This window comes from Bacillus sp. AFS041924 (assembly GCF_002577195.1).
GTDB lineage: Bacteria > Bacillota > Bacilli > Bacillales > Bacillaceae_G > Gottfriedia.
Genome location: NZ_NULG01000025.1, coordinates 207,024 through 226,698, shown reverse-complemented (window position 1 = coordinate 226,698; position 19,675 = coordinate 207,024). Strand labels below are relative to the sequence as shown.

Here is a 19,675-nt window from a genome sequence, read left to right as displayed (position 1 = left end):
CACTCCCTCCTACTCGATTTGTATTCATCAAATGAAAGCGTTTTCGGAAAAAACGGATAAAAAGCATTAAAAAAATGCTTTATTGTCCAATATGTTACGATAATACGAACATTAGATGATATTGGTTGTGTTTTTATATCATTTTTTGTATTCTTATGTTGTGATATAAATACCTAATAATTTACATAATAAAGAACGATTTGTTGCATTATATTCTTGTTAGTACAATTATGGGTGCAGATTAATTTCCATTAATGATAATAAGGAGGGCTTAAAATGCCTTTAGTATCTATGACTGAAATGCTTAATAAAGCAAAAGAAGGTAAATACGCAGTTGGTCAATACAACATTAATAACTTAGAGTGGACTTTTGCTATTCTTACTGCTGCTGAAAAAGAACAATCACCTGTAATCCTTGGTGTATCTGAAGGTGCAGCTAAATACATGGGTGGATTTAACACTGTTGTAAAAATGGTTGAAGGTTTATTAATTGATTTAAAAATTACTGTACCTGTAGCAATCCATCTTGATCACGGTTCAAGCTTTGAAGCATGTAAGGCAGCAATTGATGCTGGATTTACTTCAGTTATGATTGACGCTTCTCATGATCCATTTGAACAAAACGTTGAAACAACTAAAAAGGTTGTAGACTATGCTCATTCTCATGGAGTATCTGTTGAAGCTGAATTAGGAACTGTTGGTGGACAAGAAGATCACGTTGTTGGAGACATCATTTATGCTGATCCAGCAGAGTGTAAAGAACTAGTAGAACGTACTGGTATCGATTGCTTAGCTCCAGCTTTAGGTTCAGTTCACGGACCTTACAAAGGTGAACCAAAATTAGGTTTTGACGAAATGGAACAAATCGGTAACGAGACGAATGTACCATTAGTATTACACGGTGGAACAGGAATCCCAACTGAACAAATTCAAAAAGCAATCGCTCGTGGAACTGCTAAAATTAACGTAAACACTGAGAACCAAATTGCTTTCAATAAAGCTGTTCGTGAATTTGTTGCAAATGATGAGAAACAATATGACCCACGTAAAGTTCTTGGACCAGGTCGTGAAGCGATTATTGCAACAGTAGCTGGTAAAATCCGTGAATTCGGTACTAGCAACAAAGCATAATATTTTAAGTTTTTTAGCTTAAAATATGATATATTATAATAAATTAAGGCCGTCTAAATTATGTTTAGACGGTTTTCTTGTTTAACAAATTCGTTTAAAAGTTTTGTCTGTTTTTTCATTTAGACTTGAAGACATAACACATTAATGATTAGAATTAGTAGAGGTTTATTTAATAATTTACCAATAATCTATTTCTACTTTTCTTTTATTATTCAAAAGTTATCAGAGGTTTTCCTTAATTTTTATGGAAATTGAAGTTGTTGTAAATAAAAATGTCGAGTAAATCCGATGCAGAAGTCTTTACAGTAGACTGTACCTCTCGTATAAACTAAGATTAGGGAAGTAGAAATTTGGGGAAAATAGGTAGAAACTAATCGACAGTCGAGAAGATAATAAATTTACTTCTCTACTATTTTCTTCTGCTCATTTAGAAGGGAGTATGCTATGGAAAAGCTTGTGTTAGAAGGCGGTATACCTTTAAAAGGGACAATTCGTGTTAGCGGTGCCAAAAATAGTGCGGTGGCATTAATCCCAGCAACTATATTAGCAAGCTCACCTGTAACACTTGAAGGTGTTCCAAATATTTCGGATGTTCAAACACTGTGTGACCTTTTAGAGGAAATTGGTGGCCAAGTTGAAATATCTGATGAAAAAATAATGATTGATCCAACAAATATGGTCGCAATGCCACTTCCAAGTGGAAAAGTAAAAAAATTGCGAGCTTCTTATTATTTAATGGGTGCGATGCTAGGTAGATTTAAGCAAGCGGTTATAGGCTTACCAGGGGGTTGTTATCTTGGACCAAGACCTATAGATCAACATATAAAGGGTTTTGAAGCATTAGGTGCAAAAGTTACGAATGAGCAAGGGGCAATTTATTTAAGAGCAGAAGAACTAAAGGGTGCACGTATATACTTAGATGTAGTAAGTGTCGGTGCAACGATAAATATCATGTTAGCAGCGGTTTTAGCAAATGGTAGAACCGTTATTGAAAACGCTGCAAAAGAGCCTGAGATTGTTGATGTTGCGACTTTATTAACTAGTATGGGTGCTAAGATTAAAGGTGCGGGTACTGATGTAATTCGAATTGATGGTGTCGAATCATTATCGGGCTGCACTCATACAATTATTCCGGATCGTATTGAAGCAGGAACTTATGCAATATTAGCTGCTGCAACTGTGCAAGAAGGGGACAAGGTTATTGTTGATAATGTTATTCCTCATCACTTAGAGTCGCTTATAGCGAAAATGAGGGAAATGAATATAGATATCGATACGAATGACGATCAAATAATCGTTACCGGATCAAATAAAGAACTAAAATCAGTTGATATTAAAACATTAGTTTATCCAGGATTTCCGACTGATTTGCAGCAACCCTTATCAGTATTATTAACGAAGGCTAATGGGACAGCCGTTATTACTGATACAATATATGGTGCCAGATTTAAGCATATTGATGAGCTTAGAAGAATGAGTGCTACCATTAAAGTTGAAGGTAGTACGGCAATTATTTCTGGTCCATCTCAGTTGCAAGGCGGTCGTGTAAAAGCAAGTGATTTAAGAGCTGGAGCAGCATTAGTTATAGCTGGTCTAATTGCAGAAGGTAAAACAGAACTAACTGGATTAGAGCATGTTGATCGAGGATATGAGGATTTGGTAGAAAAGCTTTTAGGATTAGGGGCAAATGTATGGCGTGTTCAACTAACCGAGCAAGAAGTTGAACAATTAAAAAATGCGTAAATTTGGGTGTCTATATACTCCAGTTTAACATAATTAAGATAGTTTTCATTTACATCAAAGGGGGAGTTTTGAATGGAAAGAAGTTTATCAATGGAGTTAGTACGAGTTACTGAAGCAGCAGCATTAGCATCAGCAAAATGGATGGGATTAGGCAAAAAGGATGAAGCAGATGATGCTGCTACAACAGCGATGCGTGACGTATTTGACACAATTCCTATGAAGGGGACAGTTGTTATTGGAGAAGGGGAAATGGACGAGGCTCCAATGCTTTATATTGGTGAGAAACTTGGAAATGGATATGGTCCACGAGTAGATGTAGCAGTTGATCCACTTGAAGGTACAAATATCGTAGCATCTGGTGGATGGAATGCTTTAGCAGTTATTGCGATTGCTGATCATGGTAATTTATTACATGCTCCAGATATGTACATGGAGAAAATTGCAGTAGGACCTGAAGCTGTAGGAAAAGTTGATATCAATGCAACTGTACTAGAAAACCTAACGGCTGTAGCAAAAGCAAAAGGAAAAAACATAAATGAAGTTGTTGCAACAGTTTTAAATAGAGAACGTCATGCGAAACTAATTGAAGAAATTCGCGCAGCAGGCGCACGAATTAAATTAATCAATGATGGTGATGTTGCTGGCGCAATTAACACAGCATTTGATCATACAGGTGTTGATATTTTATTTGGAAGCGGTGGAGCACCAGAAGGAGTTATCGCTGCAGTAGCTTTAAAATGCTTAGGTGGAGAACTTCAAGGAAAGCTATTACCTCAAAATGAAGAAGAGATTGAACGTTGCAAACTTATGGGCATTGAAGATCCAAACCGTGTATTATACATGGACGATCTAGTTAAAGGTGATGACGCAATTTTTGCTGCTACTGGAGTTACTGATGGAGAACTATTAAGAGGTGTACAATACAAAGGTAATGTAGGTTCTACGCATTCGTTAGTTATGCGAGCTAAATCAGGAACTGTTCGTTTTGTAGATGGACGCCACAGCTTAAACAAAAAACCAAACCTAGTAATCAAATAATAAGAATGCATAAAGGCTAGACGTTGAAAACCGTAAATAGAGTCGTTTATTTGAGAATCAAAATCTAGTTTAGTTTATTAAAATAATGACTCTTTCCTTTATTTGCCAAAGGGGAGAGTCATTAAATAGTTTAGTCGAAAAATAGTTGGCATAAAAAACTCTTTCGAATTATAATCTCAATAGATAGTAAACCTATTAATTCTAATTACTTAGAATATTTTTAGGGGAAAAGGTTACACTAAAGAGTAATACTTTATGTAAGTTTCCTTCAAAAAACCTTCTAAATAACCTTCCGAATTAAGAAAACCCTAATTTGACCGAAAAAAAGTAAAGAGTGGTGTTGTATGAGTTTAACAATCTCTGCATTAGAAAACATGAAATTAAAAGATTTGTATGAACATGCGAAAGTAATGAAAATTTCGTATTACAGCAAATTGACGAAAAAGGAACTTATTTTTGCGATCCTAAAAGCGCAAGCTGAAAAAGATGGATTAATGTTCATGGAAGGTGTATTAGAAATTATTCCTTCAGAAGGATACGGATTCTTACGTCCAATTAATTATTCACCTAGTTCAGAAGATATTTATATTTCTGCATCTCAAATTCGTCGTTTCGATATGCGAAATGGTGATAAGGTTTCTGGAAAAGTACGTCCTCCAAAGGAGAATGAAAGATACTTTGGTCTACTTCAAGTAGAAGCAGTTAATGGTGACGACCCTGAGAATGCTAAAGAACGTGTTCACTTCCCAGGACTTACTGCATTGTATCCTAATAGACAAATGAAGCTTGAAACTTCACCTGCTAAGTTTTCAACAAGAATTATTGATATGATTGCCCCAGTAGGGTTTGGTCAGCGTGGTTTAATTGTTGCCCCTCCAAAAGCAGGTAAAACAGAATTATTAAAAGAAATTGCAAATAGCATCACAACAAACCACCCAGAAGCAGAATTAATTGTATTGTTAATCGATGAGAGACCAGAAGAAGTAACGGACATCGAACGTTCTGTAAAAGGAGATGTCGTAAGTTCGACTTTCGATGAAACTCCTGATAGTCACATTAAAGTTGCAGAATTAGTATTAGAACGTGCTATGAGACTAGTAGAGCACAAGAAAGATGTCATTATTTTAATGGATAGTATTACTAGGCTTGCTCGTGCATACAATTTAGTTATTCCGCCAAGCGGTCGTACGTTATCAGGTGGTATTGATCCTGCTGCATTCCATAGACCAAAACGATTCTTTGGTGCTGCACGTAATATTGAAGAAGGCGGAAGCTTAACAATTTTAGCTACAGCATTAATTGACACAGGATCTCGTATGGATGATGTTATTTATGAAGAATTCAAAGGGACCGGAAATATGGAGTTACATCTAGATCGTTCATTAGCTGAACGTCGTATTTTCCCAGCTATTGACATTCGCCGTTCTGGTACTCGTAAAGAAGATTTATTAATACCAAAAGATCATCTGGACAAGCTATGGTTAATGAGAAAAACAATGTCAGATATTCCAGACTTTGTTGAACGTTATTTCAGAATGCTTCGTCAAACGAAAACAAATGAAGAGTTCTTCAATACAATGACTGAAGAAAGTAGGAAAACACCTGTCTCTCATAAATAGTTGGAAGATATAAGCAATCTGTAAGAGAAAATAGTGGGTTGCATTCTCCCGGGTTAGTTGCTATAATTTCATTTGTATGTTAAATGTAAATTATGTGGTATACACATGGTTTTGATAACTCTGATTTCAAGGATTTCAGGGCGGAAGGAGATGAAAGACATGAAAGCGAATATTCATCCTAATTACAAGAAAGTAGTGTTTATGGATATTAACACTGGTTTCAAATTCTTAAGCGGTTCAACAAAATATTCTAACGAAACAATCGAATGGGAAGATGGTCAAACTTACCCTCTTATCAAAGTTGAGGTTTCTTCTGATTCTCACCCATTCTACACTGGACGTCAGAAATTTGCTAACGCTGCAGGACGTGTTGAACGTTTCAACAAAAAATACGGCCTTAAGTAATATTGATGAAAAGCAGGCGAGTTATTGCTACTTTGCCTGCTTTTTTTACGCATTTATAGTCAAATATCATATAAGATTCAATTCAATTTAATGAATTTTAATATAAATAGACAAGATACTTACACGAATAAAAATGCAGAATCATTCGGCGTTTAAACTAAATAAAATAGTCTTTGTACTGATATAGAAAGGTGAGACACATAATGTTCTTTATGATGAAAAAAAATGGTTGGATTGAAATGATTTGCGGAAGTATGTTTTCTGGAAAATCAGAGGAACTAATTCGCCGTATTCGTCGTACACAGTTTGCAAAACAAAGCTGTGTAACATTCAAGCCATCAATTGATAATCGATACAGTGAAGTAGAAGTGGTGTCTCACACAGGTATGAAGGTACCTGCTTACGCAGTAACTCACTCATCACATATACTTAAATATGTTACAGAAGAAGTTGAAGTAGTTGCAATTGACGAGATTCAGTTCTTTGACGATGAAATTGTTCAAGTAGTTCAACAACTTGCAAACTCCGGTAAAAGGGTTATTTGTGCAGGTTTAGACCAGGATTTTAGAGGATTACCATTTGGTAAAGTTCCTGAAATATTATCAATTGCTGAACATGTTACAAAATTAAATGCAGTTTGTGCTACATGTGGCTCACCTGCAAGTAGAACTCAAAGGTTAATAAATGGTAAACCAGCTTTGTTTGAAGACCCTATTATATTAGTAGGTGCATCTGAATCTTACGAACCAAGATGCCGTCATTGTCACGAAGTACCAACTAAAACAGCTCAGCCAGCACTTCAAAATCTTCATGATTAAAAGACAGTAGGTTGAAAATTAACTATTAAGACCATATACTAAGAATTGTGGATAAAGCGTTGTAAATGCTTTGATCGGGAATTTAGAATTATAGAAGCGATTTTAAATCGCTTCTTTCGATATATATTTACAATCTATTTAAGACGAAAATGTCGAGGTGAAAATTATGTTTGATCGATTACAAGCTGTAGAGGATCGCTATGATAGATTAAACGATTTACTTAGTGACCCAGAAATAATAAACGACTCAAAAAAATTACGAGAATACTCAAAAGAACAGTCTGATATTCAAGAAACTGTAGATGCTTACCGTCAATACAAATCGGTGAAAGAACAAATTAAAGACGCAAAAGCTATGCTTGAAGAAAAGCTTGATGCTGATATGCGCGAAATGGTAAAAGAGGAATTAAACGATTTAGAAAACGAATCAAAGGATTTGGAAGAACAATTAAAAATCCTTTTAATTCCAAAAGATCCTAACGATGATAAAAACGTTATCGTTGAGATTCGTGGCGCAGCAGGAGGAGACGAAGCTGCACTATTTGCTGCTACGTTATACCGCATGTATAGCCGTTTTGCTGAGGTTAATGGCTGGAAAACAGAAATCATTGAAGGTAACTATACAGAGCTAGGTGGCTTTAAAGAGGTTATCTTTATGATAAACGGTAAAGGTGCATACTCAAAATTAAAATTTGAAAATGGTGCTCACCGTGTACAACGTGTTCCTGAAACAGAATCAGGCGGACGAATTCATACTTCAACAGCGACTGTAGCCGTTTTACCAGAGGCTGAAGAAGTTGAGATTGAAATTCATGAAAAAGATATTCGTGTAGATACATTTGCTTCAAGTGGTCCTGGTGGACAATCGGTAAATACAACGATGTCGGCAGTTCGTTTAACACATATTCCTACAAATACAGTTGTATCATGTCAGGATGAAAAATCACAAATTAAGAATAAAGAAAAAGCGATGAAGGTTCTTCGCGCTAGGGTTTATGATAAATTCCAAAGAGAAGTTCAAGCGGAATACGACCAAAACCGTAAACAAGCTGTAGGTACAGGTGATCGTTCTGAACGTATCCGTACTTATAACTACCCACAAAACCGTGTAACTGACCACAGAATTGGTTTAACAATTCAAAAACTTGATCAAATCGTTGAAGGTAAAATCGACGAAATTATTAATGCGTTAATTATGGATGATCAAGCAAAACGAATGGAACAAAGTCAATAATGACAACAAAGATATATGAAGCCCTAAAATGGGCTTCTTCTTTTTTACAAGAACACGGTCGTGATGAAAATGTGGGCGAAATTGCATTAAAACATATTTTGGACTACAGTCGAACGGAATTGTTGCTAAATATGAGAGAAGATTTGGAAGAACGTCAGTGGATGCAGTTCCAAGAAATGATTCATAAGCACGTAAAAGGCCAACCGATTCAATACTTAATTGGTTATGAATACTTCTATGGCCGAAAATTCCTTGTGAATGAGGAAGTACTAATTCCAAGACCAGAAACAGAAGAACTAGTCGTAGGTGTACTACACCGTATTCATAGACATTGGAATAATACAGATCAACTTGAGCTAGTAGATGTAGGTACAGGTAGTGGAGCAATTGCTATTTCACTTGCGCTTGAAAGTAATCAGCTTACAGTTCACACAGTTGATATAGCATCAGAATCTATTCAAGTTGCTAAACGTAATGCACAAGAATTGCATGCGGATGTTCATTTTATTCACAATGATTTACTCAATTACTTTATTGAAGAAAATAAGAAAATTGATATTGTTGTATCAAATCCGCCTTATATTCCACATGAGGATTGGCTAGGGTTAGATGATGTGGTTAAAAATCATGAGCCATACCGTGCTTTAGTTGGCGGTGAAGACGGTCTAGATTTTTACCGCCGCTTTGCAAATGACTTACCTAAAGTATTAAAAGAAAAATCTCTTGTTGCATTTGAGGTAGGCGTAAACCAAGGTGAGCCAGTTGCTGACATATTAAGAAAAGCTTTTCCGAATGCTACTGTTGAAGTTGTTTTCGATATTAATGGTAAAGACCGTATGGTATACATGGTAAAAGGCTAATGGAAAAAGTGAATCGTCATTATATTGACTAGAAAAAGTCAATGTATTGCGATTCTTTTTTTATATGATAAAGTGGTAAAAGATAAGGAATTTTTAATAATGAAAAAACAAAAATAATACGAAAGAAGATCGTTACAATGAAAAAGTTTAAAGGTTGGATTGTATTTAATGGTCATATAACAGCTACAAAATTTACAGAACTTTTTGAATGGTTGCAGGATACAGCAACTGCAAAAGGTATGGATGTTACTTTAGTTAAACATTATGAACTGATTCCGGTAATTAAAAAAGGCCAAGCGACTTTAAAAGGGAAGTATGCCAATGAAAACCCTGATTTTGTCATCTTCTGGGACAAGGATGTCCATTTAGCTAGGCATTTAGAAAATATGGGATTAAAATTATATAATTCTGCGAGGACAATTGAAGTCTGCGATGATAAAGCTTTAACTTTTCAAGAATTATCGAACTTCAATATCCCAATGCCAAAAACAATTACTGCTCCGCTCTTATTTCCAAATTGTGATTTAACAAACTATGATTTCTATGATGAAGTAATTCAGGAACTCGGTTTTCCATTAATTATAAAAGAGTCATACGGTTCATTTGGTAGACAAGTGTATTTGATTGAGAATAGAGAAGACTTTTTAATAAAAGTAAACGAGCTAAAACACAAGCCGCATATTTTTCAAGAGTTTATCGAATCGAGCAGAGGTACAGACATTCGCATCCAAGTAGTAGGTAAACAAGTAGTTACATCAGTATTAAGAAAATCAGAATCAGATTTTCGTGCGAATGTTACAAATGGTGGAAAGATGTATAAATACGAGCCGACCGAAGAGCAAATCAATTTAGCCCTAAAATGCGCTGAAATATTAAGAGCTGATTTTGCAGGAATTGATTTATTGTTCGGTGAAGACGGAAAAACATATTTATGTGAAGTTAACTCAAATGCACATTTTAAAAATATTTATCTATGTACAGATGTAGATACAACGAAGTATATAATTGATTATATTTTCGAGGACTTGGAGAAAAACGTATGATTGGTTGGCTAATCTATTCAGAAGCAGACGCAGATCGAAATAGATCGTATATCGACTGGTTGATAAGTGGGGCACTGGAAAATGGATTTGAGCTAAAGTTACTTTATACGGAAGATATCGTAATAGGTATTAGAAACGGTGTAAATACACTTTACTATCAAAGTAAAGAAATAAGTAAGCCAGACTTTGTTATAATGAGAGCAATATCACAAATATTATCTTCTCACTTTGAAGAAATAGGAATTAGAATTTTTAATAACTATGCGATTTCATCAATGGCCAATCATAAGTTTATAACGCACCAGAAGCTTGCTAAATTGGGAGTTCCAATGCTAGACACACTTTATTTTAAAAAAAACACAATCGCTAAAGCAGTCGACACAATTCAGTTCCCTTGCGTACTTAAAAATTGCACAGGAAGAGGCGGTAGTGAAGTATTTTTTATTAATAATCAAGAAGAATTATTGGAGACCGTACAGAACTCAAATTTCGATGAAATACTAATTCAAAACGTTGCTGAGCAACTAGGAAAGGATCTAAGAGTTTTCATTGTCGGTAAAGAAATTGTCACAGCTGTTCTAAGATATTCGGAAAGAGACTTTCGTGCGAATTTTTCATTAGGTGGAGGCGCAAAACTATATGAACTCTCTCAAGATGAAAAAGAACTCATTCAAAAAATAGTAGATTACTTCGACTTCGACTTTGTTGGAATTGACTTCATGTTCGACGCAAACAACCAACTAATCCTAAACGAAATTGAAGATGTAGTAGGAAGTAGAACATTATATACAGTATCGGATATAGATATTGTTTCGTTATATATGGAGTATATAAAAAAACAGATAAAATAATAGAAGATCCATTTGCTATAAAGGGAAAACTAGAGGCGATCCCTTTTAATAGATTGCTAATAGAACTGTTAGATTAACCTTTTTATCCACAAATAGATAACGTAAGGTGCTCGACTCCTATGGGAAATGCGAGCGCATGCACTAAAGAAAAAGAGTATCCTTGAGTAGAAATCAACTGTACTCTTTTTATCTTTAAGGCTCTGTTAATATTAATNNTAGTTAAATTCGAGACTAATTGAAATGGAAGGTACGAAGACTCCTATGGGAAATGCGGGAAACTTTAGACCCTGGAGTCTTGCTCAAGGAGGCTAAAGTCACGCCCCATGGAAAGCGAAGTACCTGGAATGGAAAATCAACATTCTTTTTTAACAGAGCCATCTTTAAAAAAATAGAATACTAGTGTTTAAGAAATAATCAATTTGTCTACACTGTTCCTAGAGGGATGGTGGAGAGAATGAAAACTAAAAATAAAACAAAACTAACATATAGAATTATTTCTTTATTTATCATATTATTAATCAGCTCATCGGTATTAATGCCACTTCGAGATACAAATGCAAAAGGTAGTGAAATGGTCGTAATTCCTAAGAAGGCAGTAAGATTAAGAATTCTAGCAAATAGCGATTCTAGTGCAGACCAAGCTCTTAAACGTAAAGTTCGAGATGAAGTTAATGCTCAAATCAACACTTGGGTAAAGGATTTAACAAGCTTTGAAGAGGGACAAAAGGTTATTAAAAGCCATATTCCAGATTTACAAAAGACAGTTGCCCGTGTCATTAATGAACAAGGCTCTAATCAACCATTTACAATTACTTATTCTAAAAAGGTTAAATTCCCTACAAAATTATATGGTAGCTTCTTATACCCTGCTGGCGATTATGAAGCAGTACTAATAGAACTTGGTGCAGGACAAGGGGCAAATTGGTGGTGTGTATTGTTCCCGCCATTATGCTTCCTAGATTTTTCAAATGGTGATGCAACGTTAACTAAAGATTCACTTCAAGCTCAACAAAAGGTTGAAAAGGAAACTAAAATTGAAAAAGAACCTAAAAAAGAAGATGACGTAGCTCGTTTAAGTAATGAAGATTCTTTAATTCAAAACAATGACTTATCAGTTCATAATGCTAGTGTTAGCAATGATGAAGATGTTGTTGCAGCTTCTACACTGCCTAATGAGGAACAAAATGATGATATAAAAGTAGAGAGTTTCTTCGTACAAATGTTTAAACAATTATTTTAGTTCTAGCAGTCTCCCTATGTGCATAAAGTAGTACAAGCATACTAGGGAGGTTTTTTTTATGAAGATACGATCAGCTAATCAAGAAGATTTTGAAACAATTTTTTCATTCTTAGGACAAGCAGGATTATCCACAAACGGACTTGAAGAACAACAAGAATCTTTTTTCATATTGGAAGATGAATTTGGAAAAGCACAAGCAGTTATTGGATATGAACAAGATGGAGAAGAAGCGCTATTAAGATCATTAGTAGTTGCACCTACCATTTATTCACAGCATATGGTACTCTTTTTACAAAGTGTTCTTGAGAAACTAAAAGAAGAAATGATTAGTAAAGTATATTTATTAACAAGACAGCATGTTGTCCAAGACTTATTCCTTTTACTAGGTTTCGGGCAAGTAGAACAAGAAAATGTTTCGAACAATATTAAGGAAATGAATCATTATCAAACTACTATTACGAATGAAGAAGTATTAGTTTATCAAAAAGAACTATACACAAAGTTATCCACAAATTAGCAAGTTTTGTCCACAATTTGTGGATAAAACTTGTTTTTCGTTCTTTGGATAATGTCTAAATTTGTAAAATATACACTATTATTCACTCTAAAGAGAGGTGCTACGTATGGAAACTAAAATATGGTATGTGGATAATCCTGTGAATAAAGAAGAAGTTTACCCACAGATTGTGGATGCAGCGAAAAATTTACAGTTAGGACAAGTTGTCGCTTTTCCAACAGAAACTGTTTATGGACTAGGAGCAAATGCTCTTTCAGATGAAGCAGTTCAACGAATTTTCCAAGCAAAAGGTAGACCAAGTGATAATCCACTGATTGTTCATATTGCGGATGAAGAACAGTTAAATAACCTAGTAGAAGAAATTCCATTAGATGCTAAAAAATTAATGGATGCTTTTTGGCCAGGGCCATTAACATTAATTCTAAAAAGTAAAAAGAATGTTTCAAAGTATGTTACGGCAGGTTTATCCACTGTTGGTATAAGAATGCCAGATCATCCAGTCGCTTTAGCGTTAATTGAGGCAAGTAATTTACCAATCGCTGCACCAAGTGCGAATACATCAGGAAAACCTAGTCCAACCTCTGCAAAACATGTATTTGAGGATTTAAATGGACGAATTGTTGGAATCGTGGATGGTGGTAGTACAGGGGTTGGTGTAGAATCAACAGTTATAGATTGTTCTCAAGAAATATTTACAATACTAAGACCAGGTAGTATTACGCCAGACATGATAAAAGAAGTTATCTCAACTGTTGAAGTAGATCCAGCAACAATGAGGGAAAATGAGGCACCAAAATCCCCAGGGATGAAATATAAACATTATGCACCCGACGCTCAAATGCATCTTGTAAACGGAAGTATAGAGTTTATGCACAAACTTATACACAATTCCAAAACGCAAGGAAAAAGAGTAGGAATCTTAACAACAGAAGAAAATGCAAATCAATATAATGCAGATGTTGTTCTTACATGTGGAAAACGCAGTGACTTATCAACGGTAGCAGCATCGTTATATGATTGTATTCGCAAATTTAATGAAGAACATGTGGATATCATTTATTGTGAAACGTTTCCTTATGAAGGAATCGGAATTGCAATTATGAATCGACTGTGGAAAGCTTGTGGACATTCAGTAGTTCAGGAAAAATAATAGAAGCCTTTTTGGGCTTCTATTCAGACTGCCCGCCAAACGCTCGCTTTCTTCGTTGCTTCGCCTGCTGAAGCGGTGCTCATTACCGTTTAGGGTAACTCCGCTCCTCATCAGGCTTCGCGCCTCGAAAGACAAGCGCTNNCAGTCTGAAATCAAATTTTTGGACTTTGTCTACACATTGAATAGAAGCTTTTTGTGGCTTCTATTTTTTATATTGTTGAATAAAGAGATTGCCAGTTTGTTTCGTGGTTTTTAAAGAATGTCTCTGTAGTTACTGTTCAGAAATAGTTTGACCTGAACTATTTATCACCAAAAAACACAACTTTAACAACAATGTTCACCTTGGCGTACGTATTTCTCCATACCGACAATGACATCATTTAACGTATCAAAATTAATAGAAGCTCATTGAGGTTTCTGGTCACGATTATTAAATTTTATTAATTTCCCTCATATGAATTATAGGACGTGCATATCTTTTAATAGCAAGTCCTAGGGGGGAAAGCATGAGTAGCTCATTAATCGATGAGATGATTACATTATCAATTATGGGATCTGCGCTAGGTTTAGATGCATTCTCAGTTGGATTAGGGATGGGTGTAATACAACTTAAATTTAAACAGATCATTAATATTGGGATTGTAATTGGGCTTTTTCATGTGATAATGCCCTTATTAGGAATGATCATTGGATATGAGTTATCTGAAAATCTTGGTCGATATGCTGTATTGCTCGGTGGAGTATTACTAATGGGGATCGGTTTTCATATGATTTACTCTACTTTATTTGGTAAAGAAGAAAATAAGTACTCACCTACAGGGTTCGGTTTACTGCTTTTTGCATTTGGTGTAAGCGTGGATAGTTTTTCGGTCGGTATTAGCTTGGGAACATTTGGTGCTAAAACATGGCTAACGATTTTATTATTTGGTATTATTAGTACACTTTTAACTTGGGCTGGATTACTTTTAGGAAGAAGAGTAGAAAAGGAACTTGGTAAATTTGGAGAACTTTTAGGTGGTTCGTTCTTATTGATTTTCGGAATAAAGCTTTTATTTTTTTCCTAATACATAAGTATGTTGAATAAGTTCAAGGATGGAGGAAATTGGAGACAATTGCCCCATCCTTTTGTTTTTTAGTAGAATAGATTAAATAAACCGTTCACATAAATGAGGGTGAGGTATTAAGATGAAAAAAATATTATTTGTTTGTACTGGAAATACGTGCAGAAGCCCAATGGCTGAAGCGCTGTTAAGGCATCATGGTAATGAGTTATATCAGGTACAGTCTGCCGGTGTATTTGCAATGTCAGGTGAACCTGCGTCTCAAAATGCAATATTGGCTCTAAAAAATAAAGGGATTGAAACGAATCACTCCTCGCAACAAGTAAATGAAGAACTACTGGAATGGTCATCGAATGTCTTATCAATGACGTCGAGCCATAAGCAAATGTTAGTTTCTAAATTTCCTCAGTATAAGGAGAAAATATTTACATTTTATGAGTATTTAAATGGGCAAAGTAAAGATATATCTGACCCTTATGGAGGTTCTTTATCAATTTATGAAAATACTTTGAATGAATTAGAAGGATTAGTAAAACAAATAGTGCAGAATCCAAACGAATAATTAATTTAATTAGCGATTGGATGATAAATTAGATTCCCTAAATTTGAACATAATAGTGTAAGATAGTAATGGAAAGTAATCCAATACATAGCAAGTAAATTGAAGAGATTGATACGGGGGTTATCTAATGAAAGTAGCAATAGCATCTGATCATGGTGGAGTAAATATACGTCAAGAAATTATGAGTTTAATGGACGAAATGGGCATTCAATACGAAGATTATGGTTGTGAGTGTGGTACATCTGTAGACTACCCAGACTATGCATTTCCAGTTTCACAAAAAGTAGCAAGTGGAGATGTAGACCGTGGTATTTTAATATGTGGAACAGGAATTGGTATGTCAATTGCAGCAAATAAAGTTGAGGGGATTCGATGCGCATTAGCACACGATACTTTCAGTGCAAGAGCAACACGCGAGCATAATAATACGAATGTTTTAGCAATGGGGGAGCGAGTGATCGGTCCTGGTTTGGCAAGAGACATTGCAAAGATTTGGTTAACGACAGAATTTCAAGGCGGTCGTCATGAAAACCGAATAAATAAAATTAAAGATTACGAAAAAAATAATCAATTATAAAAACGTAATAAAGCCGTTAATCCAAAACAGACTGTGAAGATTATCGGCTTTTTTAATAATGAGTGAAAGTATTTTGAAAAAGATTAAAATCTGGATCCCACGAGGGGAGAAAAGAAATGAATGAAGAATTAAGTTTAATAGTGCAACAAATAAAATCATTATTAAATGAACTAAATGATCACGTGAATTTTACAAATGAACATGTTTTAGTAATCGGATGCAGCACTAGTGAGGTAAGCGGACAAAGAATTGGAACCTCAGGGACTTTAGAAGTAGCGGAAGTTTTATTTAATGAAATTAAGGCTTTTCAAGATGAAACAGGGGTACAATTAGCATTTCAATGCTGTGAACATCTAAACAGGGCACTAGTTGTTCAAAGAAAGACGGCAAAAGGTTTACAACTAGACGAGGTGACAGTTGTACCAGTTCGTACAGCAGGAGGTGCTCTTGCATCATATGCATATAGACAGTTAGAGCATGCTGTAATTGTTGAACAGATTAAAGCTGATGCAGGAATCGATATTGGTGATACTTTAATCGGTATGCACTTAAAGCATGTAGCAGTACCTTTAAGAACAAACATCAAACAAGTTGGACAAGCTCATATTACTGCAGCAAAAACGCGTCCAAAGTTAATTGGTGGAGCACGTGCAGTCTATTCAATAGATGAAGACTTGAAATAATATTTTTTAATAGAATAGAATTGCTAAATGTTAGTATTTCGAAAGATAAATCTTTTATTTTTAATGCGAAACATGGTAAAATAGAAAGGAATTCGTTCGATTTATCGAATAATATAGTAAATTTATACTAATAATGTTCGTGTTTTACAATAAGGGGGATATAGCCGTGGAAAATTTAAAAAAGCAAGATCCATCATTGTATGAAGCAATTCAGTTAGAACTAGGTAGACAACGTACTAAAATCGAGTTAATTGCTTCTGAAAACTTTGTAAGCGAAGCAGTAATGGAAGCCCAAGGTTCAGTATTAACAAACAAATATGCTGAAGGATACCCAAGCAAACGATATTATGGCGGTTGTGAGTATGTGGACATCGCAGAAAACATTGCAAGAGACCGTGCAAAAGAAATTTTCGGAGCGGAACACGTAAATGTTCAGCCTCATTCAGGTGCTCAAGCGAATATGGCAGTTTATTTCACTATTCTAAAACAAGGTGATACAGTATTAGGTATGAATTTATCACATGGTGGACATTTAACTCACGGAAGTCCAGTAAACTTCAGTGGCGTCCAATATAATTTCGTTGAGTATGGAGTAGATCCAGAAACTCAAGTAATCAATTATGAAGATGTATTAGAGAAAGCTAAAGCGCATAAACCAAAACTAATTGTAGCGGGCGCAAGTGCTTACCCAAGAGCAATTGACTTTAAAAAATTCAGAGAAATTGCAGATGAAGTTGGCGCTTACTTAATGGTAGATATGGCTCATATCGCAGGTCTAGTAGCAACTGGTCTTCATCAAAATCCAGTTCCATTTGCTGACTTCGTTACAACAACAACTCATAAAACTTTACGTGGACCACGTGGTGGTATGATTTTATGTAAAGAAGAGTATGCAAAAGCAATTGATAAGTCAATCTTCCCTGGAATTCAAGGTGGACCATTAATGCACGTTATTGCAGCAAAAGCTGTAGCGTTTGGTGAAGCTTTACATGAAGATTTTAAAAAGTATACACAATCAATCATTGATAACGCGGCTCGTTTAGCTGAAGGCTTAAAATCTAACGGCTTAAACTTAGTATCTGGTGGTACAGATAATCACTTAATTTTAATTGATGTTCGATCATTAGAGTTAACTGGTAAAGTTGCTGAGCATGTATTAGATGAAATTGGTATAACATGTAACAAAAATACGATTCCGTTTGATCCTGCAAGTCCGTTTGTAACAAGTGGTATCCGTATCGGTACTGCAGCTGTAACTTCAAGAGGATTTACTTTAGAAGATATGGATGAAATTGCATCAATCATTGCTGAGACATTAAAAAATCATGAAAACCAAGAAGTATTAGAAGCATCTCGTAACCGAGTTAATGCTTTATCTAGCAAATACGAATTATATCCGACGTTTTAATTAATAAAATAGCTACCTTTAGAACTGCATTGAAAATTGTAAAAAAGCAATTGGAGATGCGGTACTAAAGGTAGCTTTTTTTTAGAATAGTATGCGATATAGTACACAAAAAGTTCATTAAAACTTGTGAAATATTTCACAATATTATTTGAGAATGGAGTACAATAAATCTGTAATCAATTAAAAAATCACTTCAACGGAGGCGGAAAATTATGTTTATTAATTTTTTACGAACTAATAAAATTGCATCTGGTTTCTTAACTATTATTCGTCTTTATTTAGGATATGAGTGGATCCATGCGGGTTGGGGTAAGTTATCAGCTGGTGGATTCGATGCTTCTGGATTTTTAGGATTTGCAGTAAAAAGTGCAACAGGTGAACATCCTGCTGTTCAAGTTTGGTGGGCAGACTTCCTTACAAGCTTTGCGATACCAAATATAGATTTATTTAACTTTTTAGTACCGATTGGAGAATTTGCAATTGGACTTGGACTTATTCTTGGATGTTTTACAAAAACGGCCATGTTCTTCGGCTTAATGATGAACTTCGCATTTATGTTTAGTGGTACAACTAGCACAAATCCACAAATGGTATTATTAGGAATCTTTATTATTATTGCAGGTTCAAATGCAGGACGTATTGGATTGGATTATTATATTAGCGAGTTTATTTATAAAAAAACTTCTTTCACTCCAAAAGTACCAACTAACAATGTAAGTAAAGTAGCTTAAATATAGAATCTAAAGAGAGAACCGTTTGGTTCTCTCTTTAGCATGTAGACGAAGTACAGAAAATAGAATTTCTATTCTACTTATAATTATGTAGAAGAGGAGTTTTTTATAAAAAATAGGTCAAAACAGCAATTAAATTAGCAAAAAAAGGAAAAAATATAGTTGGGTTGAAAAAAGACATAAATTAATTCTAAGCGATTGTATGATGTGGCTTGAATTATTTAACCGCTTTCGGTATTCTTTTTAAGAATCATAAATTACTAAGTAATTGCAAGGAGCGATATAAATGAGTAAAGTATACGTTTTTGATCATCCGTTAATTCAGCATAAAGTTTCTTTAATTCGTAAGAAAGATACAGGAACAAAGGAATTTCGCGCACTAGTTGATGAGGTTGCAGGCTTAATGGCATTTGAAATTACACGCGATTTACCATTACAAGAAGTGGAAATCCAAACACCAGTTGCAACTGCAAAAGCAAAAGTTATTGCTGGTAAAAAATTAGGGATTGTACCAATTTTACGTGCCGGTTTAGGGATGGTTGATGGTTTCCTTCAATTAGTTCCTGCGGCAAAAGTAGGACATGTTGGATTATACCGTGACCCTGAGACTTTAAAACCGGTTGAATATTATGTTAAACTTCCTACGGATGTAGAAGAACGTGATTTCATCGTGATTGATCCAATGCTTGCGACAGGTGGATCAGCAGTTGAAGCAATTAATTCATTAAAAACACGTGGAGCTAAAAATATTAAGTTTATGTGTTTAATTGCAGCTCCAGAAGGTGTTGAAGTTTTACAAAAAGCACACCCAGATGTTGATATTTACATAGCTGCTCTTGATGAAAAATTAAACGATCATGGTTATATTGTTCCTGGTCTTGGCGATGCTGGAGACCGTTTATTTGGTACGAAATAATTGCTTTTTCGAAGCTTTCCTAACCTTGGAGAGCTTTTTTTAATGAAACGGGGTATAATAGTTAAAAATTTGATACGTGAAATAAGGA

Annotated in this window: 20 protein-coding genes; all 20 read left to right on the top strand. The window is 35.0% G+C overall.

Annotated elements, in window-relative coordinates; all coding sequences use genetic code 11:
- Nucleotides 1–276 precede the first annotated feature (276 nt).
- The 20 genes from COC46_RS09790 to upp all read left to right on the top strand — a co-directional run bounded on the left by COC46_RS09790 (nt 277) and on the right by upp (nt 19,587).
- Nucleotides 277–1,131, top strand: a complete 855-nt coding sequence (locus COC46_RS09790; RefSeq protein ID WP_025671031.1) for a class II fructose-bisphosphate aldolase — start codon at nt 277–279, stop codon at nt 1,129–1,131.
- Nucleotides 1,132–1,575: 444 nt separating this feature from the next.
- Nucleotides 1,576–2,874, top strand: coding sequence for a UDP-N-acetylglucosamine 1-carboxyvinyltransferase (locus COC46_RS09785; protein ID WP_098809521.1), 1,299 nt, complete (start codon nt 1,576–1,578; stop codon nt 2,872–2,874).
- 72 nt (nt 2,875–2,946) lie between these two features.
- A complete protein-coding gene (gene glpX / locus COC46_RS09780; protein ID WP_098809520.1) occupies nt 2,947–3,912 on the top strand; it encodes a class II fructose-bisphosphatase in 966 nt (321 codons plus the stop codon).
- A gap of 344 nt (nt 3,913–4,256) precedes the next feature.
- Entirely contained in the window at nt 4,257–5,531 is a 1,275-nt protein-coding gene (gene rho, locus COC46_RS09775; RefSeq protein WP_098809519.1) for a transcription termination factor Rho, read from the top strand.
- A 159-nt stretch (nt 5,532–5,690) separates the two neighbouring features.
- Nucleotides 5,691–5,936 carry a type B 50S ribosomal protein L31 gene (locus COC46_RS09770; RefSeq protein WP_098809518.1) on the top strand — a complete coding sequence of 82 codons (246 nt, stop codon included), beginning with the start codon at nt 5,691–5,693 and terminating at the stop codon, nt 5,934–5,936.
- Nucleotides 5,937–6,139: 203 nt separating this feature from the next.
- Nucleotides 6,140–6,754 (top strand): thymidine kinase, encoded by a 615-nt coding sequence (locus COC46_RS09765; protein ID WP_098809517.1) that lies wholly within the window; start codon nt 6,140–6,142, stop codon nt 6,752–6,754.
- Nucleotides 6,755–6,920: 166 nt separating this feature from the next.
- Nucleotides 6,921–7,988: a peptide chain release factor 1 gene (gene prfA / locus COC46_RS09760; RefSeq protein WP_141550889.1), complete on the top strand. Its 1,068-nt coding sequence runs from the start codon at nt 6,921–6,923 to the stop codon at nt 7,986–7,988.
- Nucleotides 7,988–8,848 carry a peptide chain release factor N(5)-glutamine methyltransferase gene (prmC, locus tag COC46_RS09755; RefSeq protein ID WP_098809515.1) on the top strand — a complete coding sequence of 287 codons (861 nt, stop codon included), beginning with the start codon at nt 7,988–7,990 and terminating at the stop codon, nt 8,846–8,848. The genes prfA and prmC overlap by 1 nt, the downstream gene beginning before the upstream one ends.
- A 137-nt stretch (nt 8,849–8,985) precedes the next feature.
- Complete coding sequence (locus COC46_RS09750; RefSeq protein ID WP_098809514.1) at nt 8,986–9,891, top strand: ATP-grasp domain-containing protein; 906 nt, start codon at nt 8,986–8,988, stop codon at nt 9,889–9,891.
- Nucleotides 9,888–10,742: an ATP-grasp domain-containing protein gene (locus COC46_RS09745; protein WP_098809513.1), complete on the top strand. Its 855-nt coding sequence runs from the start codon at nt 9,888–9,890 to the stop codon at nt 10,740–10,742. Before COC46_RS09750 ends, COC46_RS09745 begins: the two co-directional genes overlap by 4 nt.
- A gap of 535 nt (nt 10,743–11,277) precedes the next feature.
- A complete protein-coding gene (spoIIR, locus tag COC46_RS09740; RefSeq protein ID WP_483295514.1) occupies nt 11,278–11,982 on the top strand; it encodes a stage II sporulation protein R in 705 nt (234 codons plus the stop codon).
- 58 nt (nt 11,983–12,040) lie between these two features.
- Complete coding sequence (locus COC46_RS09735) at nt 12,041–12,499, top strand: GNAT family N-acetyltransferase (protein ID WP_098809511.1); 459 nt, start codon at nt 12,041–12,043, stop codon at nt 12,497–12,499.
- Between the two features lie 106 nt (nt 12,500–12,605).
- The gene (locus COC46_RS09730) at nt 12,606–13,649 is read left to right on the top strand and encodes an L-threonylcarbamoyladenylate synthase (RefSeq protein ID WP_098809510.1); all 1,044 of its coding nucleotides are present in this window, start codon (nt 12,606–12,608) and stop codon (nt 13,647–13,649) included.
- Between the two features lie 506 nt (nt 13,650–14,155).
- Entirely contained in the window at nt 14,156–14,713 is a 558-nt protein-coding gene (locus COC46_RS09725) for a manganese efflux pump MntP (protein WP_098809509.1), read from the top strand.
- Nucleotides 14,714–14,834: 121 nt separating this feature from the next.
- Nucleotides 14,835–15,272, top strand: a complete 438-nt coding sequence (locus COC46_RS09720; RefSeq protein WP_098809508.1) for a low molecular weight protein arginine phosphatase — start codon at nt 14,835–14,837, stop codon at nt 15,270–15,272.
- A gap of 127 nt (nt 15,273–15,399) precedes the next feature.
- Nucleotides 15,400–15,849 (top strand): ribose 5-phosphate isomerase B, encoded by a 450-nt coding sequence (gene rpiB, locus COC46_RS09715; protein WP_098809507.1) that lies wholly within the window; start codon nt 15,400–15,402, stop codon nt 15,847–15,849.
- Nucleotides 15,850–15,965: 116 nt separating this feature from the next.
- A complete protein-coding gene (locus tag COC46_RS09710) occupies nt 15,966–16,532 on the top strand; it encodes a TIGR01440 family protein (protein ID WP_098809506.1) in 567 nt (188 codons plus the stop codon).
- Nucleotides 16,533–16,698: 166 nt separating this feature from the next.
- Nucleotides 16,699–17,940: a serine hydroxymethyltransferase gene (gene glyA / locus COC46_RS09705; RefSeq protein WP_141550888.1), complete on the top strand. Its 1,242-nt coding sequence runs from the start codon at nt 16,699–16,701 to the stop codon at nt 17,938–17,940.
- A gap of 212 nt (nt 17,941–18,152) precedes the next feature.
- Nucleotides 18,153–18,671, top strand: coding sequence for a DoxX family protein (locus COC46_RS09700; protein ID WP_098809504.1), 519 nt, complete (start codon nt 18,153–18,155; stop codon nt 18,669–18,671).
- Nucleotides 18,672–18,957: 286 nt separating this feature from the next.
- Complete coding sequence (gene upp / locus COC46_RS09695) at nt 18,958–19,587, top strand: uracil phosphoribosyltransferase (protein WP_098809503.1); 630 nt, start codon at nt 18,958–18,960, stop codon at nt 19,585–19,587.
- Nucleotides 19,588–19,675 lie beyond the last annotated feature (88 nt).

Excerpts from the sequence above, each read along its gene's own strand:
- COC46_RS09790 (WP_025671031.1), top strand. The coding sequence starts at position 277 with ATGCCTTTAGTATCTATGACTGAAATGCTTAATAAAGCAAAAGAAGGT.
- COC46_RS09785 (WP_098809521.1), top strand. The coding sequence starts at position 1,576 with ATGGAAAAGCTTGTGTTAGAAGGCGGTATACCTTTAAAAGGGACAATT.
- glpX (WP_098809520.1), top strand. The coding sequence starts at position 2,947 with ATGGAAAGAAGTTTATCAATGGAGTTAGTACGAGTTACTGAAGCAGCA.
- rho (WP_098809519.1), top strand. The coding sequence starts at position 4,257 with ATGAGTTTAACAATCTCTGCATTAGAAAACATGAAATTAAAAGATTTG.
- COC46_RS09770 (WP_098809518.1), top strand. The coding sequence starts at position 5,691 with ATGAAAGCGAATATTCATCCTAATTACAAGAAAGTAGTGTTTATGGAT.
- COC46_RS09765 (WP_098809517.1), top strand. The coding sequence starts at position 6,140 with ATGTTCTTTATGATGAAAAAAAATGGTTGGATTGAAATGATTTGCGGA.
- prfA (WP_141550889.1), top strand. The coding sequence starts at position 6,921 with ATGTTTGATCGATTACAAGCTGTAGAGGATCGCTATGATAGATTAAAC.
- prmC (WP_098809515.1), top strand. The coding sequence starts at position 7,988 with ATGACAACAAAGATATATGAAGCCCTAAAATGGGCTTCTTCTTTTTTA.
- COC46_RS09750 (WP_098809514.1), top strand. The coding sequence starts at position 8,986 with ATGAAAAAGTTTAAAGGTTGGATTGTATTTAATGGTCATATAACAGCT.
- COC46_RS09745 (WP_098809513.1), top strand. The coding sequence starts at position 9,888 with ATGATTGGTTGGCTAATCTATTCAGAAGCAGACGCAGATCGAAATAGA.
- spoIIR (WP_483295514.1), top strand. The coding sequence starts at position 11,278 with ATGCCACTTCGAGATACAAATGCAAAAGGTAGTGAAATGGTCGTAATT.
- COC46_RS09735 (WP_098809511.1), top strand. The coding sequence starts at position 12,041 with ATGAAGATACGATCAGCTAATCAAGAAGATTTTGAAACAATTTTTTCA.
- COC46_RS09730 (WP_098809510.1), top strand. The coding sequence starts at position 12,606 with ATGGAAACTAAAATATGGTATGTGGATAATCCTGTGAATAAAGAAGAA.
- COC46_RS09725 (WP_098809509.1), top strand. The coding sequence starts at position 14,156 with ATGAGTAGCTCATTAATCGATGAGATGATTACATTATCAATTATGGGA.
- COC46_RS09720 (WP_098809508.1), top strand. The coding sequence starts at position 14,835 with ATGAAAAAAATATTATTTGTTTGTACTGGAAATACGTGCAGAAGCCCA.
- rpiB (WP_098809507.1), top strand. The coding sequence starts at position 15,400 with ATGAAAGTAGCAATAGCATCTGATCATGGTGGAGTAAATATACGTCAA.
- COC46_RS09710 (WP_098809506.1), top strand. The coding sequence starts at position 15,966 with ATGAATGAAGAATTAAGTTTAATAGTGCAACAAATAAAATCATTATTA.
- COC46_RS09700 (WP_098809504.1), top strand. The coding sequence starts at position 18,153 with ATGTTTATTAATTTTTTACGAACTAATAAAATTGCATCTGGTTTCTTA.
- upp (WP_098809503.1), top strand. The coding sequence starts at position 18,958 with ATGAGTAAAGTATACGTTTTTGATCATCCGTTAATTCAGCATAAAGTT.